The sequence below is a fragment of the Streptomyces sp. NPDC000878 genome (genome assembly GCF_053599695.1).
Genome location: NZ_JBSFMT010000012.1, coordinates 85,961 through 109,485, shown reverse-complemented (window position 1 = coordinate 109,485; position 23,525 = coordinate 85,961). Strand labels below are relative to the sequence as shown.

At 71.2% G+C, this 23,525-nt stretch carries 26 protein-coding genes; 15 read left to right on the top strand and 11 right to left on the bottom strand.

Features of this window, described 5'->3' with window-relative positions:
• Positions 1–7: 7 nt before the first annotated feature.
• Complete coding sequence (locus tag ACWDR4_RS13960) at positions 8–1,051, top strand: Gfo/Idh/MocA family protein (protein ID WP_450407995.1); 1,044 nt, start codon at positions 8–10, stop codon at positions 1,049–1,051.
• Complete coding sequence (locus ACWDR4_RS13955) at positions 1,048–2,067, top strand: Gfo/Idh/MocA family protein (RefSeq protein ID WP_450407993.1); 1,020 nt, start codon at positions 1,048–1,050, stop codon at positions 2,065–2,067. The genes ACWDR4_RS13960 and ACWDR4_RS13955 overlap by 4 nt, the downstream gene beginning before the upstream one ends.
• 23 nt (positions 2,068–2,090) lie before the next feature.
• On the opposite strand, the gene ACWDR4_RS13950 is transcribed toward ACWDR4_RS13955, so the two are convergent.
• The 5 genes from ACWDR4_RS13950 to ACWDR4_RS13930 are packed head-to-tail and all read right to left on the bottom strand — an operon-like array spanning position 2,091 to position 6,060.
• Positions 2,091–2,603 carry a hypothetical protein gene (locus tag ACWDR4_RS13950; RefSeq protein ID WP_450407990.1) on the bottom strand — a complete coding sequence of 171 codons (513 nt, stop codon included), beginning with the start codon at positions 2,601–2,603 and terminating at the stop codon, positions 2,091–2,093.
• Entirely contained in the window at positions 2,603–3,430 is an 828-nt protein-coding gene (locus tag ACWDR4_RS13945) for an ABC transporter ATP-binding protein (RefSeq protein ID WP_450407987.1), read from the bottom strand. Before ACWDR4_RS13945 ends, ACWDR4_RS13950 begins: the two co-directional genes overlap by 1 nt.
• Before the next feature lie 13 nt (positions 3,431–3,443).
• Complete coding sequence (locus ACWDR4_RS13940) at positions 3,444–4,226, bottom strand: ABC transporter permease (protein ID WP_450407986.1); 783 nt, start codon at positions 4,224–4,226, stop codon at positions 3,444–3,446.
• Positions 4,223–5,086, bottom strand: a complete 864-nt coding sequence (locus ACWDR4_RS13935; RefSeq protein WP_450407984.1) for an ABC transporter permease — start codon at positions 5,084–5,086, stop codon at positions 4,223–4,225. The genes ACWDR4_RS13940 and ACWDR4_RS13935 overlap by 4 nt, the downstream gene beginning before the upstream one ends.
• Positions 5,083–6,060 carry an ABC transporter substrate-binding protein gene (locus tag ACWDR4_RS13930; RefSeq protein ID WP_450407981.1) on the bottom strand — a complete coding sequence of 326 codons (978 nt, stop codon included), beginning with the start codon at positions 6,058–6,060 and terminating at the stop codon, positions 5,083–5,085. The genes ACWDR4_RS13935 and ACWDR4_RS13930 overlap by 4 nt, the downstream gene beginning before the upstream one ends.
• 160 nt (positions 6,061–6,220) lie before the next feature.
• On the opposite strand from ACWDR4_RS13930, the gene ACWDR4_RS13925 reads away from it, so the two are divergent.
• Positions 6,221–7,039: a PaaX family transcriptional regulator gene (locus ACWDR4_RS13925; RefSeq protein ID WP_450407979.1), complete on the top strand. Its 819-nt coding sequence runs from the start codon at positions 6,221–6,223 to the stop codon at positions 7,037–7,039.
• A gap of 33 nt (positions 7,040–7,072) precedes the next feature.
• Here ACWDR4_RS13925 and ACWDR4_RS13920 read toward each other — a convergent pair whose 3' ends face one another.
• The 4 genes from ACWDR4_RS13920 to ACWDR4_RS13905 form a co-directional block, all read right to left on the bottom strand.
• Positions 7,073–7,381 carry a hypothetical protein gene (locus ACWDR4_RS13920; RefSeq protein WP_450407977.1) on the bottom strand — a complete coding sequence of 103 codons (309 nt, stop codon included), beginning with the start codon at positions 7,379–7,381 and terminating at the stop codon, positions 7,073–7,075.
• Positions 7,371–7,856, bottom strand: a complete 486-nt coding sequence (locus ACWDR4_RS13915) for a hypothetical protein (RefSeq protein ID WP_450407975.1) — start codon at positions 7,854–7,856, stop codon at positions 7,371–7,373. Before ACWDR4_RS13915 ends, ACWDR4_RS13920 begins: the two co-directional genes overlap by 11 nt.
• A gap of 58 nt (positions 7,857–7,914) precedes the next feature.
• Positions 7,915–8,940 (bottom strand): DUF6745 domain-containing protein, encoded by a 1,026-nt coding sequence (locus ACWDR4_RS13910; protein WP_450407972.1) that lies wholly within the window; start codon positions 8,938–8,940, stop codon positions 7,915–7,917.
• Between the two features lie 88 nt (positions 8,941–9,028).
• Positions 9,029–9,355 carry a hypothetical protein gene (locus ACWDR4_RS13905; RefSeq protein ID WP_369036366.1) on the bottom strand — a complete coding sequence of 109 codons (327 nt, stop codon included), beginning with the start codon at positions 9,353–9,355 and terminating at the stop codon, positions 9,029–9,031.
• A 247-nt stretch (positions 9,356–9,602) separates the two neighbouring features.
• Between ACWDR4_RS13905 and ACWDR4_RS13900 the strand changes: the two genes are divergently transcribed.
• The 11 genes from ACWDR4_RS13900 to ACWDR4_RS13850 all read left to right on the top strand — a co-directional run bounded on the left by ACWDR4_RS13900 (position 9,603) and on the right by ACWDR4_RS13850 (position 20,506).
• The gene (locus ACWDR4_RS13900) at positions 9,603–10,571 is read left to right on the top strand and encodes an STM4015 family protein (RefSeq protein WP_450407970.1); all 969 of its coding nucleotides are present in this window, start codon (positions 9,603–9,605) and stop codon (positions 10,569–10,571) included.
• A gap of 48 nt (positions 10,572–10,619) precedes the next feature.
• Positions 10,620–11,741, top strand: coding sequence for an STM4014 family protein (locus ACWDR4_RS13895; RefSeq protein ID WP_450407967.1), 1,122 nt, complete (start codon positions 10,620–10,622; stop codon positions 11,739–11,741).
• Positions 11,742–11,772: 31 nt separating this feature from the next.
• Positions 11,773–12,579: an STM4013/SEN3800 family hydrolase gene (locus ACWDR4_RS13890; protein WP_450408188.1), complete on the top strand. Its 807-nt coding sequence runs from the start codon at positions 11,773–11,775 to the stop codon at positions 12,577–12,579.
• The gene (locus ACWDR4_RS13885) at positions 12,576–13,943 is read left to right on the top strand and encodes an STM4012 family radical SAM protein (RefSeq protein ID WP_450407965.1); all 1,368 of its coding nucleotides are present in this window, start codon (positions 12,576–12,578) and stop codon (positions 13,941–13,943) included. Before ACWDR4_RS13890 ends, ACWDR4_RS13885 begins: the two co-directional genes overlap by 4 nt.
• Positions 13,944–13,953: 10 nt before the next feature.
• Positions 13,954–14,877, top strand: coding sequence for an STM4011 family radical SAM protein (locus tag ACWDR4_RS13880; protein WP_450407962.1), 924 nt, complete (start codon positions 13,954–13,956; stop codon positions 14,875–14,877).
• A 25-nt stretch (positions 14,878–14,902) separates the two neighbouring features.
• Positions 14,903–15,475 (top strand): hypothetical protein, encoded by a 573-nt coding sequence (locus ACWDR4_RS13875; protein WP_450407960.1) that lies wholly within the window; start codon positions 14,903–14,905, stop codon positions 15,473–15,475.
• 140 nt (positions 15,476–15,615) lie between these two features.
• Positions 15,616–16,494, top strand: a complete 879-nt coding sequence (locus ACWDR4_RS13870) for an SDR family oxidoreductase (RefSeq protein WP_450407957.1) — start codon at positions 15,616–15,618, stop codon at positions 16,492–16,494.
• A gap of 181 nt (positions 16,495–16,675) precedes the next feature.
• Positions 16,676–17,605, top strand: coding sequence for an ABC transporter ATP-binding protein (locus ACWDR4_RS13865; RefSeq protein ID WP_450407955.1), 930 nt, complete (start codon positions 16,676–16,678; stop codon positions 17,603–17,605).
• Positions 17,605–18,453, top strand: a complete 849-nt coding sequence (locus tag ACWDR4_RS13860) for an ABC transporter permease (protein WP_450407953.1) — start codon at positions 17,605–17,607, stop codon at positions 18,451–18,453. Before ACWDR4_RS13865 ends, ACWDR4_RS13860 begins: the two co-directional genes overlap by 1 nt.
• A gap of 26 nt (positions 18,454–18,479) precedes the next feature.
• Complete coding sequence (locus tag ACWDR4_RS13855) at positions 18,480–19,841, top strand: sensor histidine kinase (protein ID WP_450407950.1); 1,362 nt, start codon at positions 18,480–18,482, stop codon at positions 19,839–19,841.
• Complete coding sequence (locus ACWDR4_RS13850; RefSeq protein WP_450407947.1) at positions 19,838–20,506, top strand: response regulator; 669 nt, start codon at positions 19,838–19,840, stop codon at positions 20,504–20,506. The genes ACWDR4_RS13855 and ACWDR4_RS13850 overlap by 4 nt, the downstream gene beginning before the upstream one ends.
• Before the next feature lie 24 nt (positions 20,507–20,530).
• On the opposite strand, the gene ACWDR4_RS13845 is transcribed toward ACWDR4_RS13850, so the two are convergent.
• Positions 20,531–21,907, bottom strand: coding sequence for a DEAD/DEAH box helicase (locus ACWDR4_RS13845; protein ID WP_450407945.1), 1,377 nt, complete (start codon positions 21,905–21,907; stop codon positions 20,531–20,533).
• 140 nt (positions 21,908–22,047) lie between these two features.
• The gene (locus ACWDR4_RS13840; protein ID WP_450408186.1) at positions 22,048–22,494 is read right to left on the bottom strand and encodes a MarR family winged helix-turn-helix transcriptional regulator; all 447 of its coding nucleotides are present in this window, start codon (positions 22,492–22,494) and stop codon (positions 22,048–22,050) included.
• 192 nt (positions 22,495–22,686) lie between these two features.
• Here ACWDR4_RS13840 and ACWDR4_RS13835 point away from each other — a divergent pair, with 192 nt between their 5' ends.
• Positions 22,687–23,361, top strand: coding sequence for a nitroreductase family protein (locus ACWDR4_RS13835; protein ID WP_450408184.1), 675 nt, complete (start codon positions 22,687–22,689; stop codon positions 23,359–23,361).
• Positions 23,362–23,525: the final 164 nt, after the last annotated feature.

Below are 23,525 nucleotides of genomic sequence, written 5' to 3'. Positions count from 1 at the left end.
GATTTCCATGGCAGAACTCGAAGTCGCGCTGATCGGCGCGGGCGGCATCGCCCGCACGCATCTGCCCGCGTGGACGGCCCTCGGCGCGCGGGTACGCGTCTACGCGCCCGACGGCCAAGCCCCGGCCCTGGCCCGCGAGTTCGGCGCGACGTCCGTCGGCTCCCTGGACGAGGCGCTCGACGGCGCCGGCGTGGTGGACGTGTGCACCCCGACCGACACCCACCGGGAGATCACGCTGGCCGCCGTAGCCTCCGGGGCCCATGTCCTGTGCGAGAAGCCGCTTGCGCTCGGCGCGGCCGAGGCGGAGGAGATGGCCGACGCGGCGGAGGCGGCCGGGGTGCGGCTGTACCCGGGGCATGTCGTGCGCTTCTTCCCCGCGTACGCCCGGCTGCGCGACCTCGTCGCCCGCGGCGGCCTGGGGCGCGTGGCCGTCGCCCGGTTCACCCGGACCGGGCGCTATCCCACCTGGAGCGGCTGGTTCGCCGACCCGGCGCGTTCCGGCGGGATTCTGACGGACCAGATGATCCACGACATGGACATCGCCCGCTGGCTCTTCGGCGACGTCGTCCGGGTCCACGCCCGGCAGCAGGGGCATCTCACCGCCCCGGCGCCGGAGGGGGCGGTCGCCACCGGTACGGCTGTGCTCACCCACGCGAGCGGCACGATCTCCCAGGTCGTGGGCATCTGGGGGCCGCCGGCTACCCCGTTCCGTACGACGTTCCATGTGTCGGGCACCGGCGGCACCGTCGAGCACGACTCCCTGGCCCACCTGGATCTGCGGATCACCGGCGCCTTGTCCAGTGGCCCGGCGGCGGGCATACCGGCCGGGGATTTCGGGGAGTCGCCCTACGTCACCCAGATCCGTGAGTTCGCCGAGGCCTTCACGGGCGGTCCGGAACCCCGGGTGAGCGGCCGGGACGGGGTGGCGGCCGTCCGTATCGCCGAAGCGGCGGCCGAGTCGGCGCGTACCGGACGGGCCGTGGAACTCGCCCGGCGCACAACCACCGCGACCACTTCAACCGCCGTCGCCACGAAGGGAATCGAGCAGTGAGAGTCGCCGTACTGTCCTTCGCCCATCTGCACGCCGCGACCTACATCAGGCTGCTGCGCGACCGCGAGGGCGTCGAACTGGTCACTGCGGACCCAGAGGCCCCGCCCGGCGATCCCACTCGTGGCCGGGCCCTCGCCGAGGGGCTCGGCGCCGACTACGCCGACACCTGGGACGAGGTGTTCGCGCTGCGCCCCGACGCCGTCATCGTCACCAGCGAGAACGCCCGGCACCGGCACCTGGTCGAACGGGCCGCCGCGAGCGGGGCACACGTCCTGTGCGAGAAGCCCCTCGCGACGACGGAGGCGGACGCCCAGGCCATGATCGACGCCTGTGCCCGGGCCGGGGTGCGGTTGATGACCGCCTATCCCGTACGGTTCAGCCCCGCGTTCACCGCCCTGCGCAGCGCCCTGGCCGACGGCTCCCTCGGCGGGCTGATCAGCGTCCACGGCGCCAACAACGGGTCGAATCCGGCCCGTTCGCACCCCTGGTTCGCCGACCCGGAGCTGTCGGGCGGCGGAGCGGTGGCCGACCACACCGTCCATATCGCCGACCTCGTGGACGCGCTGCTGGACGGCGAGCAGGCGGCGGAGGTGTACGCCCAGGCGAACAGCGTCCTCGACGACGGCGGCCCCGCGCCGGACGTGGAGACGGCCGGCCTGGTCACCATCCGGTACCCAGGCGGACTGGTCGCCGCCGTGGACGCCAGCTGGAGCCATCCGCCGGACCACCCGACCTGGGGCGGGCTCGCCATGACCTGCGTCGCCGAGAAGGCGATCGTGGAGTTCGACGCCTTCCCCCCGCTGCTCGGCGGGTTCAACTCCGTTACTGCGCGCGGCCGTTGGGAGGCGGGCGGGGCGGATCTGGACGCCGCGATGCTCGACGAGTTCCTCGACGCCGTACGCACGGGGCGGCGCCCCTCCCCCGACGGTGAGGCGGGCCTGCGCACCCTGCGGATCGTGCTGGCGGCCTACGAGTCACTGCGCACCGGCCAGCCGGTCGCGCTGCCGGTGGGATAGGCCCGCCAGGGCTGCACCGCGCGCTACGCCGCGCCGAGCAGGATGTCCCGCATGGACCCCATCCCGTACTTGTCCTCGCGGCTGGACAGTTCCGCCACCTCGGCCAGGATCGGCCGGATGTCGATCCCGGCCGTCCGCGCGTCCGCGCACAGGTCGCGCAGCGAGAGCAGTTCGTCGCGGGTGTCGTTGCCGTGGTCGACGGCGGACATGTGCAGCAGCTTCTGCCGGAAGCCGTCCGGGGTGGGTTCGACAGGCAGGTGGGTGGCCCAACGGAAGGCGGTGTAGCGGGAGAAGAGCCCGCGCACGGACACCCGAGCCGTCTCGTCGCCCTGCGCGTAGACGGCGATCAGGGCCAGCAGCGCGGACTCGGCCTCCACCCGGACGCCCGCCTCGTCCAGCGGGTCGGGACCCTCCCTCATCTTCGTCACCCAGTCGGGATCCATGATGTCCACCGGCCGCTCGGCGATGGGCCGGACGGCCGCGTCGACCAGGGCGACCTGTGCCTCGATGCTGTCGATGTCCTCGATCGTGGTCATCAACTCCGTGTCTCTGCGGGCTCGGGGGCCCGGTCCACCACCTCCGTGTCCGTGTCCCCGCTCCGGTACTTGGCCCGCTGGATCTGTTCGTAGACATGGGCGCGCAGTTCGGCGAAGCGGGGGCTGGAGCGGGTGTGCAACTGGTCGCGCTCGTCGGGGAGATCGATGGTGAGATCCTCCTGTACGACGGTCGGCGACTTGGACAGGATGACAGTGCGCTGGCCGAGATAGACAGCCTCGTCGATGTCGTGGGTGACGAACAGGACGGTGACGCCGAGTTCGCGCCACAACTCGCGGATCAGATCCTCCAGTTCGGCGCGGGTCTGTGCGTCGACGGCCGCGAAGGGCTCGTCCATGAGCAGCACCTTCGGTTCGTACGCGACGGCGCGGGCGATGGCGACGCGCTGCTGCATACCTCCGGACAGCTGCCAGGGGTAGGCCTCGTGGGCGTCGGCGAGCCCGACCACCTCCAGTGCGTGGTCCACCAACTCCCGCTCACGGGCCTTGCCGAGCTTCTTGCGGCGCAGCGGCAGGGCGACGTTGTCGCGGACGTTCATCCAGGCGAAGAGGGAGCGGCCGTACTCCTGGAAGACCACGGCCATGCCCTCCGGTGGCCCGGCGACCGGGCGTCCTTCCAGGAGCACTTCACCGGCGGTGGGGTCGAGCAGTCCCGCCATGCACTTCAGCAGCGTGGTCTTGCCGCAGCCCGAGGGACCGACCAGACACACGAGTTCACCCGCGCCGATGTGAAAGGTCAGGTTCCGCAGGGCTTCGACATTGCGGTTGCGGCCGGTGTAGATCTTCTGCAGGTTGCGTACGTCGAGCATCGACGGCTCCGTTTCAGGGGGTGCGCCGGGCGTTGCGCAGGCCGTGGTACCAGGCCAGGGCGCGGTTCTCGGCGAACCGGAAGAGCAGGGACAGCAGGAAGCCGAGGATGCCGAGCAGCAGGACGCCGCTCCACATCTCGGGGATGGCGAACGAGCGCTGGAACTGCACGATGGTGAAGCCGAGGCCGTTGCTGGCGGCGAACATCTCGCTGATGACCATGAGGATGATGCCGATCGACAGGGCCTGGCGCATGCCGGTGACGATCTGCGGGCTCGCCCCGCGCAGCACCAGGTGTCGCAGACGTGCGACGCCGGTGATGCCGTAGGACCGGCAGGTGTCGCTGAGCACCTCGTCCACGGCGCGGACGCCCTCGACGGTGTTGAGCAGGATCGGCCATACGCAGCCGCTCACGATGACGAGCACCTTCATGGTGTCGCCGATGCCCGCGAACAGCATGATCACCGGTACCAGCACGGGCGGCGGGATGGCCCGGAAGAGTTCGAGGACGGGTTCCAGGACATCGCGTACGGCCCGCCGCATACCGACCAGCAAGCCGAGCCCCACGCCGATCACCACGGCGAGGAGATAGCCGGCCGTGAGGCGCAGGAGGCTCGGTACGACGTCGGACAGCAGCCGCTCGCCCGTCCAGACCTTGCCGAAGGCTTCCAGGATGGCGGAGAGGGGCGGGACGTAGAAGTCGGTGCTGTCGGCGGTGGCGTACCACCACACGGCGAAGAGGACGGCGGGCAGGCCCAGCAGGAGCAGGGCCCGCCGTAGGACGGTGAGGGCGGTCATCCGGCCACCTCCGTGCGGACGGACTGGTGCCAGTGCAGTGCCCGTCGCTCGACCGCTCGCGCCGCCAGGTTGACGGCGACGCCGAGCAGCCCGGTGACCAGGACCAGGGCGTAGACCCGCGGTACGGCGCCGGATGTCTGGGCGACGGCGATCTCCTGGCCGAGGCCGGGTGCGCCGATGACAAGTTCGGCGGTGACGGCGAGGATGAGGGCCACGGTCGCGGCCAGCCGTACGCCGGTCATGACGTACGGCAGCGCGGTGGGCCACATGACGTGGCGCAGTCGCCCCCAGGTGCCGAGCCGATAGCTGCGGGCGGTGTCGTCGGCGACCGGGTCGACGTCCTGGATGCCGGCCAGGACCTGGACGATGACCTGCCAGAAGGCGGCGTACACCACGAGCAGCAGCTTCGATCGGAGGTCGGCGCCGTAGAGGAGGACGGCGACGGGGATCAGGGCGACGGACGGGATGGGGCGCAGGAACTCGATGGTGGAGGCGGTGACCGCGCGCAGAACGGGGATCGAGCCGATGACCAGCCCGGCCGCCACGCCCGCGACGACAGAGATGGCCAGGCCCAGGCCCCAGCCGGTGAGGGTGTCGCCGAGCGCGGTCCAGAAGGTCTGCTCGGCGAGCAGGTGCCACAGCGCGCGGAGGGTTTCCGAGGCCGGTGGAAGGTAGTCGGCCGACACCAGGCTGGTGTGCGGCAGCACTTCGAGTACGGCGACCAGCCCGGCGAGTCCGGCGAGTCCCCGCAGCGGGGTGACGGCCCGCTCAGGGAGTCGTCGCCGGGCGGGGAGCCCGCCGGGACCTGTGCCGGTCCCGGCGGAGCCCGCCACGTCGGTGGTGAGAGCCACGCGGGTCATGAGAACAGGGCGGTCAGGTCGGGCTTCTTGCCGTCGAAGAGGCCGTCCTCCGCACCGAGGGAAGCGAGCTTCTCCAGCGAGGCCATGTCGATCTCCGCCGGCCAGGCGGGCAGTGTGAGCTCGTTCAGGACATCGCCGCTGATCTTCGTGTAGGTGGTGAGGATCTGGCGTGCCTCGTCCGGGTGGTCGGTGGCGTACTTCAGCGACTCACTCATGGCCGCGGCGAAGTTCTTCACCAGATCGGGGTTCTCCTTCGAGAGCTTGGTGGAGGTGAAGTACGTCGCCACGGTGAGCTTCGGGTCCGTCTCGGCGAACGGCGAGGCCACGACGCGGGCACCCTGCGCCTTGGCGGCGTTCATCGCGGGATCGCCCATCCAGGCGGCGTCCACCCGCCCGGCGTCCAGTGCGGCCGGCATCTGGTCGAACGGTATTTCGACGAACTTGACCTTCGACGGGTCACCGCCTGCCAGCCGGACCGACTCGCGCACCGTGGTGGACCCGATGTTCTGCAGGGTGTTGACGGCGACCGTCCGCCCGGCAAGGTCCTTGGCCGACTTGATCGAGCTGTCCTTCTTGACGGCCACCCCGGTGACGTCGCCCCCGACCTTGCCGTTGGAGGCCGCGCCGTTGACCACGGACTTGATCGGGACGCCCTTGACCTGGGCGATCATCAGCGACGTGGTGTTGCTGAACCCGAACTGGAACTGGTCGCTCACCACACCGGGGATGATCGCCGCGCCGCCCTGGGCGCTCACCATCTCCAGTTCGATGCCGCGACTGCTGAAGAACCCCTTCTTCTGGCCCAGATAGAGCGGGGCGACATCGATGATGGGGATGATGCCGACCTTGACCTGTGTGGTCTTGCTGTCGTCCGAGGACGACGAACCACTGTCCGCCGGGTCCGACGACCCACATCCGGCCGCGCCGACGACCGTGATCACTACTGCGGCAAGCCCGAGAATGCGCCTTTGCATGGGCCCCTCCTGAGGAAGCAACACCGAATGTTGTGCACTTTCTTGACGGCCGCAATGTACACACCTATGTTCGCGCTGTCAGCACTCCGGACAAGAGAGGCCCCAACGACTTCGACGAGCACGGCCACCGCCCAACGAAGCCCAGTCACCAGGGAGTTCAGTGCGCCCTCAGTCGCTCCTGTTCGCCTTCTTCGGCAGCTACGTCCTGGAGGAGGGGCTCGGCCACGTGTACTCGGGCAGCATCATCGATGTCCTGGCCCGCACCGGGGTCGGGGAACCGGCCGTCCGGTCCACGCTCACCCGTATGGTCAACCGGGGGCTGTTGCAGCGTCAGCGTCAGGGCCGCAGGATGCACTTCGGTCTGACCGCGCAGGCCGAGCAGGTCCTCTGGGACGGAAAGCGGCGCCTCTGGCAGACCGGCGCGGTCAACGACGACTGGGACGGCACCTGGACGCTGCTCGGCTTCTCGCTGCCCGAGTCCTGGCAGCGCCAGCGGCACGATCTGCGCTCACGGCTCACCTGGTCGGGGTTCGGCGCCCTGTACAGCGGACTGTGGATCGCGCCCGGCGACGTCGACGCCTCCTCGCTCGTCTCCGAGCTGGGCCTCGCCGCCCACGTGAAGATCTTCCACGCCACGGCCGACGACGCCACCGACATCGGCCTGATGATCCGTGACACCTGGGACCTGGGCGGCATCGGCGCCCGGTACGCCGACTTCGACGAGCGCTGGTCCACCTGGCCCGCCGCCGGTCCCGGGGACCCGCTCGGCATCCGGCTGCGGGTGATCAGCGAGTGGCTGGACATCATCCGCACGGACCCACGACTGCCCGCCCGCCACTTACCCTCCGACTGGCCGGCCCGCGCGGCCCAGGAGACCTTCCACCGCATCGCGCAGCAGACCGAGGCCCCCGCCCGCCGGACGGCCACCGAGTTCCTGGAGACCATGCCGGTGCGGGTGTCCCGAAACGAACACCGGTGACGGCGGCCACGAGACCACCGCCCGGCGCCGCGGTCACCGCTTGAGGCTCGCCATCAGGTCACGCATGTCAGTGATCATGGCCGACCGGTACAAGGACAGGTCAGGGAGTTCCGGCCCGTCACCGACCGCGTTCTCGTCCTCGTCCTGGCTCTCGTTCTCACTCTCACTGTCGCGCTCGCTCTGGTAGTACGTGAATACGGAGAGATCCAGCGAGAGGACCGCTCCGCCCTCCAGCACCCGCAACTCCGCATTGCCGTTGTCCCGGGTCAGGAGATACGCCTTGTCGCCGAGGTCCGGAACTGTCTTGACCTGTTCTTCGGGAAGAACGCCGTCATCGGTCACCCGTCGTCGTGCCTCGAATTCCCGCGCCGGGGTCGGTCTTCTTGTGCAGTGCAACCGTTATTCCGACGGTGTAGCCGGTGAACCAGCCCTTCCCGGACTGCCCCGCGCCGGCCAGGAACCGGAGAGGAATGGAGCACTGGATCTGGTCGAGGGCGGCATGGCGCAGCAGCCCGGAATCGACCTTGGTGGTGGGCTCTCGCGGCGCGATCACCTCGCCGATCGCCTTCAACTGCAGCGACGGGCAAGGGTCCTGCTTCAGCTGGTACCCGCTCAGGTCCGGCTTTCGATCGCCCCCTCCGCCATACAGGAACAGCGCCGCTGCCCAGAGGACCGACGCCATCACCGCCCCGCCCAGCACCCACTGCCACGGCCTTCGCGGCCGGGGTTCCCCACCGGGCTCCTCGTCGAAGCCGCCCACCACCTCGCGGGTGTCAACTCCACCGAACTCCCCCGCCATCTCCGGCTCAGAAATCATCCTGCTCCCTCGGCCGCGCCTTCCGCCTTCGTCAGGATGATCGCAGCACTGCTCCCGGTCATGTCTGCCGCAGCGGCTCGTACACCTCCGCTTCTATCCCGAACGTCCAGGCCACTCCCTCGCGGGCCGTGCGAGTCGTCGGCGGCACCCTCAGCCAGTACGTACGGCTCGACCCGTCCGGTTCAGGTGTGGAGTTGACGACTTCGACCATCACCACGTCCTCGTCGCCGACGAGTTGGACCCGCCACAGCACCCCCGTCTCGTCGCGGTGGACGGGGACCGCGCCGGACTCCTCCAGGTACCGGTCGTAGCCGTAGAACTCCAGCATCACGCGCCGGAGTTCGGCGTTCTCCTCGCCGCGGATGCGTTCCGGGGTCAGTGCGGTCAGCTCGTCCAGGAAGTCCTTCGGGACCGGCATCCCGCGCCAGGCGAACAGCTCGAACCCGTCCGCGTAGCCGAGGGCCGGGCCGTCGCCCCGGTCCAGGCGGCCCGCCTCGTCGCGGTGCAGGGTCAGCGGGCGTTCGCTGAGGATCGCCGTCCTCTCGTAGGGCCACCACCAGCCCGCGTCGCGCGCCACGTCGGCGAGACCGGCCAGCGGGCTGCCGTCACCGGGCTCGAACGCGCACAGCCAGGCCGCGTCGTGCTGTCCCAGCGCGGCGTCCAGAAGCAGCAGACGGACCCGCGCCTCCTCCTGACGGCCGGTGGCGAGTTCCTCGACGATTCCCGCCCGCACCCGGTCGACCAGCGTGCGGGTCGACTCCCACAGTCCGGCTCCCGTGGCGCGCCAGTGCCCGCTCCACCGCTCCGGGCCCAACCGCGCGTGCAGCCGCGCCCGTTCGGCGGCCCAGGGCGCGCTCCACACGGCGTTGCGGACACCGGCGCCGAGAGTGCCCAGCGGCGAACCGTCCGGGTGCGTCGCCGTCATGAGCATCCGTACGGCTTCGAGGGGCGAGCGCGCCCACACGATGCGCTCGGGCTCCGCCAGTCCGGCACGCCGGTAGGCGAGCCGGACGCCTTCCTCGGCCGCCGCCCGGTCGCCCGGTCCCGTCGCTGTCGCCGCCGCCCGCCAACTGCCCTGGTCCATCAGTGCCGTTCCTCTCCAAGTGCCGTTTCGGGCCGCATCAGGTCGCGTGCCGCCCGGTCCTTCGCCCCGCCCGTGTGCCCCGGTGCCGTCAGTCGGCGACGACGCGCACCGAACCCGGCACGTACTCCCGCTGCCGTATCACCCGGTACCAGCCCTTCGGGAGCGTGATCGCCGCGTGCTCCTCGTGGACGACGCGCGCTCCCTCGGGCACGTGCAGCAGCATCGGGCCGAACACTCCGGCCTCGCGGATCAGCCGCCCCGGACCGGCCACCGCATGGGCGTGGCCGGTGACCTCGCCGAGCGCCAGGACGAGTCTGCCGCGGCCGTCACGCGGTTCGGAGGCCGCGTCGACCGCGTACTCCGGCACCGCGCCTTCCGCCAGCGCCACGATCAGTACGTCTCCCTGCCGGTACATGGGTCTCCCTCCCGATGCGGCACGCCGTGTGCCATGGGAACGACCGTAGAGGCGGGCACTGACAATCGGTCCTCGGTCCGGTCGCCCACGGGTCACCGAAGGGCTGTACTGCCGTGTGGGAGGCCCCTGTTGGCGGCGTTGTCAGTGGGGCTTGGTAGAACTCCTCTACCTGGACGCGATCGGCGCGCGCCAGGACGGGAACCACGACCGCCGATCCAACAGCCCCAGCATCAGGGAGCAGGCACGCATGACCCTCGGTAGCCACCTCCAGAAATTCCACGGCCTGCCGGCCTACGCCTTTCCCGACGCCGGTGACACACCGGCGGACGCGTCCGCCTTCCCGTCGCCGGAGTCCGTCGCCTGGCGCGTCGCCGTGGACTCCTACGACTCCAAGGAGGAGTGGGAGGACGCCTTCGCCCGCTTCCTGGAGGCCGTGGACACCCACCAGGTCCGCGCCCTGATCGTCGGCGCGTGGAGCAATGTGCACGACAGCGGACCGGACGAGGTGATCAAGGCGCTGGTCGCGGCCCGCGACCGACTGCCCGCCCTGCGCGGCCTGTTCCTGGGCGACATCGAGATGGAGGAGGCCGAGATCTCCTGGATCACCCAGGGCGAGGTCACTCCCCTCCTGGAGGCCTTTCCCGACCTGGAGGAGTTCGGCGTCCGCGGGAGCGGCGAGCTGGTCTTCCCCGCCGTCCGTCACGAGCGGCTGCGCAAGCTGACTGTCGAATCCGGCGGCCTGCCCGTCGAGGTGGTGCGCGGCATCGCGGGCAGCGATCTGCCCGCCCTCGTCGAACTCGACCTGTGGCTGGGCACGTCCGCGTACGGGGGCGACGCCGACGTGGCCGACCTGGAGCCCTTCTTCGCGGGCACGAGGCTGCCGAGCCTGACGCATCTCGCCCTGCGCAACAGCGAGATCCAGGACGCCGTCTGTACGGCGCTCGCGTCCGCGCCGGTGGTGGCCCGCCTGGAGGTGCTCGACGTCTCGCTGGGCGTGCTCACCGACGACGGCGCCACGGCACTGCTCACCGGTCAGCCGCTGACGCATCTGAAGAAGCTCGACCTGCACCACAACTACCTCAGTGACGCCCTGCGCAACCGGCTGCTGGAGACGCTGGAGCCCGCCGGTGTGGAGGTCGACGCCGATCCCGACGACGCCGACTCCGACGAGGAGGAGGACGGCACGGTCTGGCGGTTCGTCGCGGTGGGCGAGTAGCGCGCTCCGGGCTCCGGAGGCGGGAACGAAGGGGGGAAGGTGAGCACCATGGGGCGCAGGGGTCCGGGGGATGCCCCGCCGAGGTGGGCGGTGGTCGCCAATGGGGACAACCGTCGGGTGAGCCTGTTCGCCGCGGCCACCGAGGCCGCCGGTCATGGCACGCCTCGCGTGGTCGAGTGGCACGACGTGCTGCGTGCGGGCGGACACGACTTCGCGGACGACGAGTTGGTCCGCCTCGACTCTCCGGGGGAGAGTGCCGAGGTGGACGCCCTGCTGCGCGGCGTGGACGATCCGACGCGCGTGGAGGGGTCCGCGCGCTGGTACGGGCGGTTCCTGGAGGGCGTGGCCTCGTTGCGCGGCGGGCGACGGCTCGACGACCCGGCTGAGCTGGCCGTGATGTTCGACAAACGGCTGTGTCACGACCGGCTCGCCCGGGCGGACGTACCGGTGCCGCCGTCCCCCACCTCCGGGGACATACCGCCGGTGCGGGACTGGGCGGACGTACGCCGTCTCATGGCGGAGGCGGATCTACGGCGCGTCTTCGTCAAGCTCGCGCACGGTTCCTCGGCCTCCGGTGTGCTGGCGGTCGAGACGACCGCGTCGGGGCGGATCCGCGCGACCACGTCCGTGGAGCGCACCGAGGAGGGCCCGCTCCACAACTCCCTGCGGGTGCGCCGGTACACCGAGGAGCGGGAGATCGCCGCGATCGTCGACACGCTAGCCCCGGACGGGCTGCACATCGAGCGGTGGCTGCCGAAGGCCTCGCTCGGCGGCCGGTCGGCGGATCTACGCATCGTGGTCGTGGGCGGCCGGGCCACCCACGCCGTGGTCCGCACCAGCCGTTCCCCGCTGACCAATCTGCATCTCGGCGGGACGCGCGGCGACCTGGCGGCCGTGCGGGCGCTGGCCGGTGACCGGTGGGCCACGGCCCTCGAAGCCGGCGAGCGGGCCGCGGCCTGCTTCCCCGGCACCCTGTGCGTCGGCGTCGACCTGCTGCCGGCCGTCGGCTGGCGCCGCTTCGCCGTCGGCGAGGTCAACGCCTTCGGCGACCTGCTCCCCCGTCTGACCGGTCTGCCGGGCAGCGGGGCGGAGGGCCTGGACACGTACGCCGCGCAGGTCGCTGCGGCTCCTTCCTTCTCACTGCCGAGGACCGCCCATGCCACCGTCTGAGCCCTCTCCCACCCCGGCCGCCGGGCCGGACATGAACGAGGTGGTGGGCCGTGACGACCTGCTCCTCCTCACCCTGGACACCCTCCGTCACGACGTGGCCGTCGAACTCGCCGCCGCCGGACGGCTGCCCCACCTGACCGCGCGTCTGCCGGGCGGCGTCTGGGAGAAGCGGCACGCGCCCGGGAGTTTCACGTACGCCTCCCACCAGGCGATGTTCGCGGGCTTCCTGCCCACCCCGGCCGGACCCGGGCCGCATCCGCGTCTGTTCGCGGCCAGGTTCGCGGGCAGCGAGACGACGGCGGACGGTACGTATGTCTTCGACACCCCGGATCTCGTGTCCGGCCTGGCCGCGCACGGGTACCGCACGGTGTGCATCGGCGGCGTCGGCTTCTTCAACAAGCAGGGCGCCCTGGGCGACGTACTGCCCGGGTTCTTCCAGGAGAGTCACTGGGAGCCGGAGTTCTCCGTGGCCTCCCCGACCTCCTTCGAGGCGCAGGTGGCACGCGCCGAGAAGACGGTGTCCGAACTGCCGCCCGAACAGCGGCTGTTCCTCTTCCTGAACGCCTCCGCGCTGCACCAGCCGAACTGGTTCCACCTCCCCGGCGCGACCCGTGAGGCGGGCGACAACCGACTCACCCATGCCGCCGCGCTGGAGTACATCGACCGTCACGTCGGGCGGCTGTTCGCGGCGATGAGTTCGCGCCGCCGCTGCTTCGCCATCGTCTGCTCCGACCACGGCACCGCCTACGGGGACGACGGCTACACCGGCCACCGCCTCGGCCACGAATCCGTGTGGACCGTGCCCTACGGCCACTTCTTCCTGGAGCCGTCCGTATGACCGTCACCGCACCGGACACCTCAGTCCGCTCACCTCGCCCCTACCAGAGCTATACGTACGCGTACCCGCACAAGACCGCCTACCGGGAGCTCGCCCCCGAGCCCCAACTGGCGCCCCGGCTCGCGGACCTGTGGGCAGGCGAGTCCCGGCAGGCGCTGTCGCTCTATCTGCACATCCCGTTCTGCGAGATCCGCTGCGGCTTCTGCAACCTGTTCACGCGCATCGGCGCGCCCGACGGGCTCACGGGCCGTTATCTGGACGCCGTACAGCGCCAGGCAGCCGCCGTCCGCGAGGCGTTGGGCGACGCGGAGCCCCCGCGGTTCGCCAACGCGGCCTTCGGCGGCGGCACTCCGACCTTCCTGGAGGCCACGGAGCTGGAGCGGCTGTGCGACATCGCCGAGCGGGAGATGGGGGTGGATCTGCGGGCCGTCCCGTTGTCCGTGGAGGCGTCGCCGTCGACGGCCACGGCCGACCGGCTGGCGGTGCTGGCGGAGCGGGGCACCACCCGCCTCAGCCTCGGTGTGCAGAGCTTCGTCGAGGAGGAGGCGCGGGCCGCCGTACGCCCGCAGCACAGGTCCGACGTCGAGGCGGCGCTCGCCCGCATCCGCGAGGCCGCCGTGCCCGTCCTCAACATCGACCTGATCTACGGCATCGACGGCCAGACCGCGGCCAGTTGGCGCTACTCCCTCGACGCGGCCCTGGCCTGGCGCCCCGAGGAGATCTATCTGTACCCCCTCTACATCCGCCCGCTCACCGGTCTCGGCCGCCGAGTCGACCCGGCGGCGGCCGACCGGGAGTGGGACGAACAGCGCCTGCGCCGCTACCGGGAGGGGCGGGACCATCTTCTCTCCCAGGGCTACGAGCAGGTGTCGATGCGGATGTTCCGGCGCTCGGACGCGCCGCCGCAGGGCCCGGACGACTACGCCTGCCAGACCGACGGCATGATCGGCCTGGGCTGCGGCGCCCGTTCGTACACCTCCCGGCTGCACTACTCCTTCGACTACGCCGTGTCGATGGGCGAGATACGCGGCATCATCGACGACTACACCGCCACCGTCGACTTCTCGCATGCGCTGCACGGGCGTTGGGTCGACGAGGACGAGGCGCGGCGCCGGCATCTGCTGCAGTCGCTGCTCCAGGCCCAGGGCATGCCCGTCGCGGAGTACCGGCTCCGGTTCGGCTCCGACCCGTACGACGACTTCCCCGCCGAGCTGGACACCCTCGCGGCCCGTGGCTGGCTCGACGACGGTCGGGAAGGACAACTACGGCTGTCCGCCGAAGGGTTGGCCCACTCCGACGCCATCGGGCCCGACTTCTTCTCACCGGACGTGCGCGCCGCCATGGCCGCCTACGAGACGAAGTGAGCGGGGTTCCGTGGATCTGACGCTGCTGTACCGCGGGCCGCTCTCCTCCTGCGACTACGACTGTCCCTACTGCCCGTTCGCCAAGCGACGCGACAGCACGGCCCAACTGCGCGCCGACCGTGCGGCACTCGAAGGGTTCACCGGGTGGGCGCGCGAGCAGCGGGAGGACCGGCTGTCGGTGCTCTTCACCCCGTGGGGCGAGGGGCTGGTCCGCTCCTGGTACCGGCGCGCGCTCGTCGACCTCTCGCACCAGCCGCACATACGGCGGGTCGCCATCCAGACCAACCTGAGCTGCCGCACCGACTGGCTGGCGGACGCGGACCGCGACACCGTCGCCCTGTGGTGCACCTACCATCCCGGGCAGACGCCGTACGAACGGTTCCTGGCCAAGACGTACGAGCTGTCCGCCCTCGGGGTCCGTTTCAGCGTCGGCATCGTCGGCGTACCGGACCATCTGGAGCACGCGCGACGGCTGCGCGCGGAGCTGCCGGAGCATGTCTATCTGTGGGTGAACGCCGCCGAAGGGCACACCTACACGGACGAGGAGGCCGGCCCGTGGACGGCGCTGGACCCGCTCTTCCCGTTCAGCCGCCACCCGCACCGCTCGGCGGGCCTGCCGTGCCGCACCGGCGAGTCGGTGCTCTCGGTGGACGGCGAGGGCACGGTGCGCCGCTGCCATTTCGTCCGTACGGAGCTGGGAAATCTGTACGACGGCTCGTACCGTGCCGCTCTCGGCCCACGGGCCTGTCCGCTGGAGGTGTGCGACTGCCACATCGGTTACGTGCATCTGGAGACGCTGCCGCTGTACGACGTGTTCGCGGGCGGCATCCTGGAGCGCGTGCCACGGACCCTCCCGGACCGGCCGCTCCTGCCGCTGGTCCCGTCCGAGTTGGCGTCGACGGCGGCTGCCGTGACAGGGTCGCCCGAGTCGTGAACGTGCTGTGGGTGAGAGGAAGTTCGTGGACACGCAGACCTGGGACACACTGGCCGCATCGATGAGGAACGCGTACACCGCGGGTCTGGCCGAGGGGGCGGTGCCCCGTCCGGTCATCATGCCGCTGGTCCGTGGTGAACTGGTCGGCCTGATCTGGCTGCGTCCCGTCGAGCCCGGCAAGGACGCGCTCACCGGCATCGCCCAGCTGTCGAACATCGCCGCGGCGGCCGGCGCCGACGAGGTCGTCCTCGCCTGGGAGACCCAGGACGTCGCCGCCCTGTGCGAGTCGCCGGTCACCGGCCCGGCGCCGTGCCTGAACCTGGTGCACGCCACGAAGGACGGCCACACCCTGCACCGGTTCCCGTACGCCGAGCAGGCCCTCGCCCACTCCCCCGAGGACCCGGCCGCGGTCGAGCCGCAGTGGCTGCTCGCACCCGCGCCCGAGCCGGACGGCGAACTGATCCCGCCGGTCCGGGCCGCGGTCGACTACTCCTTCGTCCCGCTCGAGATCGACCATCCCTCCCCCTTCGGGGTGACCGTCGTCCTGATGGAGGAGGACGGCTACAACGTGCGTCTGACGGAGGCGTTCGCCCTCTGACGGCCGCTCGGCAGACTGTCGGCGGAGGACGGCAACGCGCCCAGCGGTGGCGGCCTGCTCGTCCCGCGGATCCGCGCCGGATTCAATACACCCGGCGCGATCTCCCGCCCGAGCCGCTCACCCCGACCCAACCGGAAGTGATGCCACCCATGACCGAACTACCCACCGAACTCTCCGCATCGGCGCTGGTGGTCACCGGGGCCACGGGACGCCTCGGCGGACGTGTCGCCCGCCGCCTGGCCCAGCGGGGCGTCGCGCAGCGGCTGTTGGTGCGCAACCCCGAGCGCGCACCGGATCTCCCACGTGCCACGGCGATCCGCGGCGGTTTCGGCGATCACGACGCCGTCGTGCGTGGACTGCGCGGTGCGAAGACGGTGTTCATGGTGTCCGCCTCCGAGAGCGCCGACCGGCTCGACCAGCACAAGGCCTTTGTGGACAGCGTGGCGCAGGCCGGTGTCGAGCACCTGGTGTACGTGTCGTTCTTCGGCGCCGCGCCGGATGCGACGTTCACGCTGGCCCGCGACCACTTCCACACCGAGGAGCACATCCGCGCCAGCGGGATGGCGTACACCTTCCTGCGCGACAACATGTACGCGGAGTTCGTCCCCGAACTGGCGGGTGAGGACGGTGTCATCCGTGGTCCGGCCGGGCAGGGGCGGGCCGCCTTCGTCTCGCAGGACGACATCGCCGACGCCGCGACCGCGGTCCTGACGCGTCCTGGCGACCACGCCGGTGCCGTCTACGACCTGACGGGGCCGGAGTCCCTGACCTTGGACGACGCCGCCCGCATCGTGTCCGAGGTGCTCGGCCGCAGCATCACCTACCAGCCCGAGACGGTCGAGGAGGCGTACGCCTCCCGTGCCTCCTACGGGGCGCCGCCGTGGCAGCTCGACGCCTGGGTGTCCACGTACACGGCCATCGCGGCCGGACAGCTCGACGGCGTCAGCGACACGGTGCCTCTCCTCACCGGCCGACCCGCCACACCCCTGGCGGACGTCGTTCGCGCCGCCAAGGGCTGACCCGCCGCCTCCCTGCCTCGCCGTACCGCCTGCGAAGGACACGCCAGTGGTACCGGGGTACCACCCGGCAACCGAAGTGTCCCCTGTGGTCCCACGGCCGGGACCTGCCGTTCTCGTAGCTTCGATGTCAGAGGCCGCGCTGTTATCCGCGGCCGTGTTCGCGGCAGGAAAGGCCACTTCCATGATCGAAGCGCGTGAGCTGACGAAGCGGTACGGCGACAAGACGGTCGTCGACCACTTGAGCTTCAGCGTCAAACCGGGCGAGGTGACCGGCTTCCTGGGTCCCAACGGGGCGGGCAAGTCCACGACCATGCGCATGATCATCGGGCTGGACTCCCCCACCGGCGGCTCGGTCACGGTCAACGGACGCTCGTACGCGAAGCACGCGGCGCCCCTGCACGAGATCGGTTCCCTCCTTGAGGCCAAGTCCGTCCACCCGGGGCGTACGGCGTTCAACCATCTGATGGCGCTGGCCCACACCCATGGCATCGCCCGCCGTCGGGTGGACGAGGTCATCGAGCTGGCGGGGCTGACCAGCGTGGCCGGCAAGCGGGTGGGCGCCTTCTCGCTCGGTATGGGCCAGCGGCTCGGCATCGCCTCGGCGCTGCTCGCCGACCCGGCGATCGTCATGCTCGACGAACCGGTCAACGGCCTCGACCCGGAGGGCGTGCTGTGGGTGCGCAACCTGCTGCGCGGCCTCGCCGACGAGGGCCGGGCGGTGATGCTCTCCTCGCACCTGATGAGCGAGACGGCGCTGATCGCCGACCACCTGGTGATCATCGGCCGTGGCCGGCTCCTCGCGGACACCACGGTCGACGACTTCACCCGGGAGGCGGGCGGCGGAGGCGTGAAGGTCGCCACCACCGAGGCGACGAAGCTGCGTTCGCTGCTGGCGGGCCCCGATGTCACCATCAGTTCCTCCTCCGCCGAGGAGTTGCTGGTGTCCGGCCGGGACGCCCGGGAGATCGGGGCGATCGCCGCCCGGCACGGGGTGCCGCTGTACGAACTCACCGCGCAGTCAGTCTCCTTGGAGGAGGCCTTCATGGCCCTCACCCAGGACTCGGTCGAGTACCAGAGCGCCCCCGCCGACACCGTCCGAAAGGCCGCCTGATGACTGCCGACACCCTTTCCGACGCTCTTTCCGCGGTTCCGGCCCGCACGACTGTGCACAAGGTGACCGGGCGCCGGGTGCTGCGTTCGGAGTGGGCCAAGTTCTGGTCGCTGCGCTCCAGTTGGATCACCCTGGGCGTCGCCCTGGTCCTGCTGGTCGCCTTCGGGGCGATCGCCTCCGCCACCTACAGTCCGGACGCCGTGGGGACCGACGGGCCGCCCGGCCCGGGCTCCGGCGGCACGAGCGACGCGGTCAGCCTGGCGCTGACCGGCGTCACCTTCGCGTCGCTGGCCGTGGGCGTGCTCGGGGTGCTGCTGGCGGCGGGCGAGTACAGCACCGGCATGATCCGCTCCACGCTCGCCGCGGTGCCGCGCCGCCTGCCCGTCCTGTGGGCGAAGAGCGCCGTGATCGGCCCCGTCGCCCTGGTCCTCACCGGCGTCGCCGCCCTGGCCGCCTTCCAGCTGGGCACCCTCGGACTCGACGGCGAGAAGATCGCCCTGTCCATCGGCGACGACGGGGTGCTGCGCAGCCTGGCCGGAGCCGGTGTCTATCTCGGCCTGGTCGCGGTGTTCGGCGTGGCCCTGGGCATGCTGCTGCGCTCCTCCGCCGGAGCCATCGCGGCCCTGGTCGGCATCCTGCTCATCCTGCCCGGTCTGGCCTCGCTGCTGCCCGACTCCCTGTACGACAGCATCAACCCCTACTTCCCCGGCAACGCGGGCTCGGCCGTCTACGCCCTGCACCAGTCCTCCGACGCCCTCTCCCCCGGCGCGGGACTCGCCGTCTTCGCCGGCTGGGTGGCGCTGACCCTCGCCGGGGCGGCCTACCGGCTGGTCCGCAGCGACGCGTGAACCACGGGCCGAGGACAATGAGGGTCATGAGCCCCGAGCGGAAGGCAGCCGCCGCGCACCCGGACCAGGGGGCGGCGGCTGCGCCGTCCTCCGGGTTCGACGCCGCCTGGACGCATCCGCTGCTGGGCCGCCTGTTGCGCGACCAGAGCCGTCGGCAGCGGTTGGACCGGCGGCATCCGTGGCTGCTGGACACCGCGGTGGTGCTGTTCGTCGCCCTCACCAGCGTGCCCGACGTGTTCTCCGACGAGAGAAACGGTCCCTTCGAGGAGACGGCCCGGAACGGCGACCACCCGACCGTCGTCCTGCTCGCCTTCGCCGTCGCGCTCGTCGTGCCCCTGTGGTGGCGGCGCAGAGCCCCGGCCGTCACGTACTTCGTGATCGCGCTGGTGTCCCTCGTCCAGTGGTCCCTGGGCATCTGGCAACAGGCCGGACTCAGCACCCTCGTCGCCCTGTACACGCTGGCCCTGCACGGCTCGTTGCGGAAACTGGGCTGGGCCGCCGCGGTGACCGGCGTCGAGGTCGCTCTGGCGGTGTTCGTCCTGGTGCCCGTCGAGCCTCCGCTGCTCGCCATGTTCTTCCTGCTGGGGACCGCGACGGCGGCCATCGCCGTCGGTCTGACCCTCCGGATCCGCCGGATGTACCTGGCGGCCCTGGAGGACCGCGCCGCACGCCTGGAGATCGAGCGCGACCAACGCGTCCGGCTGACCGCCGCCGCCGAGCGTTCCCGGGTCGCGCGCGAGATGCACGACATCGTCGGCCACAACCTCTCCGTCATGGTCAGCGTCGCCGACGGCGCCGCCACCCTCGCCACCAACCGGGGCGAACAGTCGGCCGAGGCGCTGCGCATCCTCGGCGACACCGGCCGCCAGGCCATGGGCGAACTCCGCAGGGTGCTGGGCGTCCTGCGCGAGGAGGAGGACGACGTACGGCCGCTCAACCCCCAGCCCGGCATCCGGGACCTGGACCTCCTGCTGACCCGGGTCCGCGCGGCGGGGCTGACGGTGACCTACCGGACGGTGGGCGAACTCGACTCACTGACCAGCGGCGTCCAGCTCACCGTCTACCGCATCGTGCAGGAGGCGCTGACCAACACGCTCAAGCACGCGGGTACGGGCTCCAGCGCCGAGGTCACCGTGGCCGTCGTGGACACCGGCCGGGTGCGGGTACGTGTCGAGGACACAGGCCTGCCTCCGGGGGCGTCCCCGGAGCCGGCGCCGCGCACCGGCGACGCCGGTCACGGGGTGGTCGGCATCCACCAGCGGGCCGCCATGTACAGCGGGGCCGTCACCATCGGACCGCGCGACACCGGCCACGGCTGGCTCGTGGACGTCGTCCTCGACGCACCCTCCGCGCCCGCCGCGCCGGCACCGGGAGAGCAGCTGCCATGACCACCGTGCTGATCGCCGACGACCAGCCCCTGCAGCGCATGGGCTTCCGCATGCTCATCGAGGGCACCCCCGGCCTGACGCCGGTCGGCGAGGCCGCGCACGGCGCCGAGGCCGTCCGGCTGGCCTCGGAACTGCGCCCCGACGTCGTCCTGATGGACATCCGGATGCCCGGCATGGACGGTCTGGAGGCCACCCGCCGCATCATCGCCTCCGGCGGCCGTACCCGCGTCCTCATCGTGACCACCTTCGACCTCGACGAGTACGCGTACGAAGGGCTGCGGGCCGGCGCCAGCGGCTTCCTGCTCAAGGACGCCCGCCCCGAGGAACTCGTCGCCGGCATCCACGCGGTCGCGACCGGCGACGCCGTCGTGGCACCCCGCCTCACCCGGCGGCTCCTGGACGCCTACGCCCATCAGGTCCTCGCCCCGCCCGGTGCCCCGGCGGCCGTCGACCCCCGGCTGCGGACGCTCAGCGACCGCGAACGCGAGGTGCTCGTCGCCATCGGCCAGGGCTGGACGAACAGCGAGATCGCCGAGCGGCTCGTCCTCACCGAGTCCACCGTCAAGAAACACGTGGGCCGCGTGCTCGCCAAGATCGGTGCGCGCGACCGCATCCAGGCCGTGATCACGGCGTACGACGCCGGACTCGTCAGGGCCAAGCCGTGACCGACCTGCGCGGCCCGTCCGGGGTCAGCGACCCTTGCGTACCCGGGCCGCCGCGCGAGCTTCCGCCGTCTTGCGGGCCTCGGCGGCCTTGCGGGACTCCTTCGCGGGGCGGCCGGGGCGGGTGCCGATGCCCCGGAAAGGAGCGTTGCCTGTGGCGGCCTTCGTCTCGGTCGGCGGGCGCTTCGCGCCGGTGATGGCGGTCAGCTTCTCCTCACCGGAGCGCACCTGTGCGACCGTCGGCCGGATCCCGGCGTCGGACATCATCCGGTTCACGTCGCGCCGCTGGTTGGGGGTGACCAGGGTGACCACCTTCCCGGACTCCCCGGCGCGCGCCGTACGTCCGCCGCGGTGCAGGTAGTCCTTGGCGTCGGCGGGCGGGTCGACGTTGACGACGAGGTCGAGCGCCTCGATGTGGATGCCCCGCGCGGCGACGTTGGTGGCCACCAGCACCGTGATCTCGCCGTCCTTGAACTGACCGAGCGTGTGCGTGCGTTGGGGCTGCGACTTCCCGCTGTGCAGGGCGCCGGCGCGTACGCCGCTGGCCCGCAGGTGCCGGGTGAACTGGTCGACGCCGGCCTTGGTGTCCAGGAACATCAGGACGCGGCCGTCCCGGGCGGCGATCTCGGTCGCGGTCGCGTACTTGTCGGCGGCGTGGATGTTCAGTACGTGGTGCTCCATCGTGGTGACCGAGCCCGCCAGCTTGTCGACCGAGGCGAGCACCGGGTCGTTGAGGTGCTCGCGTACCAACTGGTCGACGTTGTGGTCGAGCGTGGCCGAGAACAGCAGCCGCTGTCCGTCGGGGCGGACCTGTGCGACGAGCTCCGAGACCTGCGGCAGAAAGCCCAGGTCGCACATCTGGTCGGCCTCGTCCAGCACGGTGATCCGTACGTGGTTCAGAAGGCAGTCCCGGCGCGACACCAGGTCGGTCAGCCGCCCCGGCGTCGCGATGAGCACCTCGACGCCGGCCCGCAACTGCGCCTGCTGCTTGTTGATCGACAGTCCGCCGACCACCGTCGCCAGCCGTACGTTCAGTGTCCGCGCGTACGGTGCCAGCGCGTCGTCCACCTGCTGGGCGAGTTCCCGGGTCGGCACCAGGACCAGCGCGAGGGGCCGCTTCGCCTCGGCTCGCAGGCCCGCCGTACGGACGAGCAGGGCGAGCCCGAAGGCGAGCGTCTTGCCGGAGCCGGTGCGGGCGCGGCCCAGGACATCGCGGCCGGCCAGTGCGTTGGGCAGGGTCGCCGCCTGGATCGGGAAGGGCTCCGTCACCCCGAGGTCCGTCATCGTCCTCATCAGCTCCGGCGGCAGCCCGAGCGCCCCGAAGGACTCGGCCGGCGGCAGGCCTGTCGCCCCCTCGGGCGTGCCGGCACCGGAGTGTCGGGGAGCTGACGGTTCGGAGTTCATGAGGAGCCTTCCTGGTCTGACGCCTGGAACGCCCCGGGGCCCGTACCCATGCGGTACGGGCCCCGGCAATGTCGAAGCGTGTCCTCATTTTACCAGCGGTGGCCTGCCCGACCGATCGCGCAGGCCATGCACCGAGGGAGCTACAGGAGCTTGCCCAGCAGCACCGTGAGCTGCTCGCGTTCGGCCGAGGTGAGGGCCTTGAAGGTCTCGTCGAGGAAACCGGGGACGGCCTCCTCGGCGCGGGCGAGCAGTCGTCGACCGGAGTCGGTGAGGGTGACGGCGTAGGCGCGGCGATCGCCTGCGTCCCGCTCTCGTCGTACGTGCCCCGCCCCTTCCAGGCCGTCGCAGATGCCCACCATGACGCTGCGGTCGATGCGCAGTTCATCGCTCAGCACGCGCTGCGAGCAGGGGCCGACCTCGGCGAGCATCTTGAGCACCAGATGCTGTCCGACGCCGATCCCCGACTCGTTCGCCCGGGTTTCCGCGGCGCGGGCGACGGCGGTCGAGGCCCGGCACAGGGCGATGTCAGGACGCTCCACGGCGAGCCGCGGAAAGTAGACGGTTCCCCGGTCGGTCCTGGGCGACATACGGCCCACCTCCTTCGCGCTCGCTGCGGCCACGCGGCAACCGTATCAAGAATCGTCTGCGGTCAGATTGTTTGCACACCACCCATTGGATTTGTATGCTCACAAATCATCTTCACACAGATGATTGAAGCCCAGATGAAGGCCCTCGACGTGCCGCCCCCGCCCCAGATGTCCGATACAGAGGAAGCAGCCATGACCCTGGACCTGACCCCGGACCAACTCCTGTCGACGACCCGCGCGGTGCGCAAGCGTCTCGACCTGGACCGCCCGGTGCCGCACTCCCTGATCGAGGAGTGCGTCGACCTGGCCACCCAGGCACCGACCGGCCGCAACCGGCAGCGCTGGCACTTCGTCGTCGTCACCGAACCCGCCCAGCGGCGGGCCGTGGCCGACATCTTCCTGCGCGCCCTCCCCCTGGCCACAGGTCAGCCCCTGACCGAGCGCGACGTGTCGCGCATGAACCACCACTCCGGCTCCACCGAGCGAGTCTTCGAGGGCCTGCGCCACCTGGCCGCGAACATCCACCGCGTACCCGCGTTCGTCATCCCCGGTGTGGAAGGGCGCACCGACCACGCACCGGCGGCCGTGCAGGCAGGGGCGTGGGGCTCGATCCTGCCGGCCGTGTGGAGTTTCATGCTGGCCGCCCGGGCCCGCGGCCTGGGAACGGTGTGGACGACTGCGCAGGGACCGCTGGAGCGGGAGCTGGCCGAGGTGCTCGGCGTTCCGTACGACGACATCATGCTCGCCGCGTTCATCCCGCTGGCCTACACCATCGGCACCGACTTCAAGCCGGCCCGCCGGATTCCCCGCGAGCAGGTCCTGCACTGGGACCAGTGGAAGCAGAGCACTGCCGAGCCCTCCCAGTAGGGCACCGCCCAACTGCCGTCCGTCGGCAGCACATCGGATCCGCACGCTCAGCCGCCCTGCCCCGCTCAACGGCCGCCGGGATTCAGCTGCCCGGCTGCTGAATGCGTTCGTATTCCTCTATTGGACCTCGGGGTGCCGGCGAGCGAGGCTGGAGCGCGAACCCC

What these genes read in the sequence shown, in the direction of transcription:
- ACWDR4_RS13960 (WP_450407995.1), top strand. Translation starts at nt 8, where the DNA reads ATGGCAGAACTCGAAGTCGCGCTGATCGGCGCGGGCGGCATCGCCCGC.
- ACWDR4_RS13950 (WP_450407990.1), bottom strand. Translation starts at nt 2,603, where the DNA reads ATGACCACGATCGAGGACATCGACAGCATCGAGGCACAGGTCGCCCTG.
- ACWDR4_RS13945 (WP_450407987.1), bottom strand. Translation starts at nt 3,430, where the DNA reads ATGCTCGACGTACGCAACCTGCAGAAGATCTACACCGGCCGCAACCGC.
- ACWDR4_RS13940 (WP_450407986.1), bottom strand. Translation starts at nt 4,226, where the DNA reads ATGACCGCCCTCACCGTCCTACGGCGGGCCCTGCTCCTGCTGGGCCTG.
- ACWDR4_RS13935 (WP_450407984.1), bottom strand. Translation starts at nt 5,086, where the DNA reads ATGACCCGCGTGGCTCTCACCACCGACGTGGCGGGCTCCGCCGGGACC.
- ACWDR4_RS13930 (WP_450407981.1), bottom strand. Translation starts at nt 6,060, where the DNA reads ATGCAAAGGCGCATTCTCGGGCTTGCCGCAGTAGTGATCACGGTCGTC.
- ACWDR4_RS13915 (WP_450407975.1), bottom strand. Translation starts at nt 7,856, where the DNA reads ATGATTTCTGAGCCGGAGATGGCGGGGGAGTTCGGTGGAGTTGACACC.
- ACWDR4_RS13910 (WP_450407972.1), bottom strand. Translation starts at nt 8,940, where the DNA reads ATGGACCAGGGCAGTTGGCGGGCGGCGGCGACAGCGACGGGACCGGGC.
- ACWDR4_RS13905 (WP_369036366.1), bottom strand. Translation starts at nt 9,355, where the DNA reads ATGTACCGGCAGGGAGACGTACTGATCGTGGCGCTGGCGGAAGGCGCG.
- ACWDR4_RS13900 (WP_450407970.1), top strand. Translation starts at nt 9,603, where the DNA reads ATGACCCTCGGTAGCCACCTCCAGAAATTCCACGGCCTGCCGGCCTAC.
- ACWDR4_RS13895 (WP_450407967.1), top strand. Translation starts at nt 10,620, where the DNA reads ATGGGGCGCAGGGGTCCGGGGGATGCCCCGCCGAGGTGGGCGGTGGTC.
- ACWDR4_RS13890 (WP_450408188.1), top strand. Translation starts at nt 11,773, where the DNA reads ATGAACGAGGTGGTGGGCCGTGACGACCTGCTCCTCCTCACCCTGGAC.
- ACWDR4_RS13885 (WP_450407965.1), top strand. Translation starts at nt 12,576, where the DNA reads ATGACCGTCACCGCACCGGACACCTCAGTCCGCTCACCTCGCCCCTAC.
- ACWDR4_RS13870 (WP_450407957.1), top strand. Translation starts at nt 15,616, where the DNA reads ATGCCACCCATGACCGAACTACCCACCGAACTCTCCGCATCGGCGCTG.
- ACWDR4_RS13865 (WP_450407955.1), top strand. Translation starts at nt 16,676, where the DNA reads ATGATCGAAGCGCGTGAGCTGACGAAGCGGTACGGCGACAAGACGGTC.
- ACWDR4_RS13860 (WP_450407953.1), top strand. Translation starts at nt 17,605, where the DNA reads ATGACTGCCGACACCCTTTCCGACGCTCTTTCCGCGGTTCCGGCCCGC.
- ACWDR4_RS13855 (WP_450407950.1), top strand. Translation starts at nt 18,480, where the DNA reads ATGAGCCCCGAGCGGAAGGCAGCCGCCGCGCACCCGGACCAGGGGGCG.
- ACWDR4_RS13850 (WP_450407947.1), top strand. Translation starts at nt 19,838, where the DNA reads ATGACCACCGTGCTGATCGCCGACGACCAGCCCCTGCAGCGCATGGGC.
- ACWDR4_RS13845 (WP_450407945.1), bottom strand. Translation starts at nt 21,907, where the DNA reads ATGAACTCCGAACCGTCAGCTCCCCGACACTCCGGTGCCGGCACGCCC.
- ACWDR4_RS13840 (WP_450408186.1), bottom strand. Translation starts at nt 22,494, where the DNA reads ATGTCGCCCAGGACCGACCGGGGAACCGTCTACTTTCCGCGGCTCGCC.
- ACWDR4_RS13835 (WP_450408184.1), top strand. Translation starts at nt 22,687, where the DNA reads ATGACCCTGGACCTGACCCCGGACCAACTCCTGTCGACGACCCGCGCG.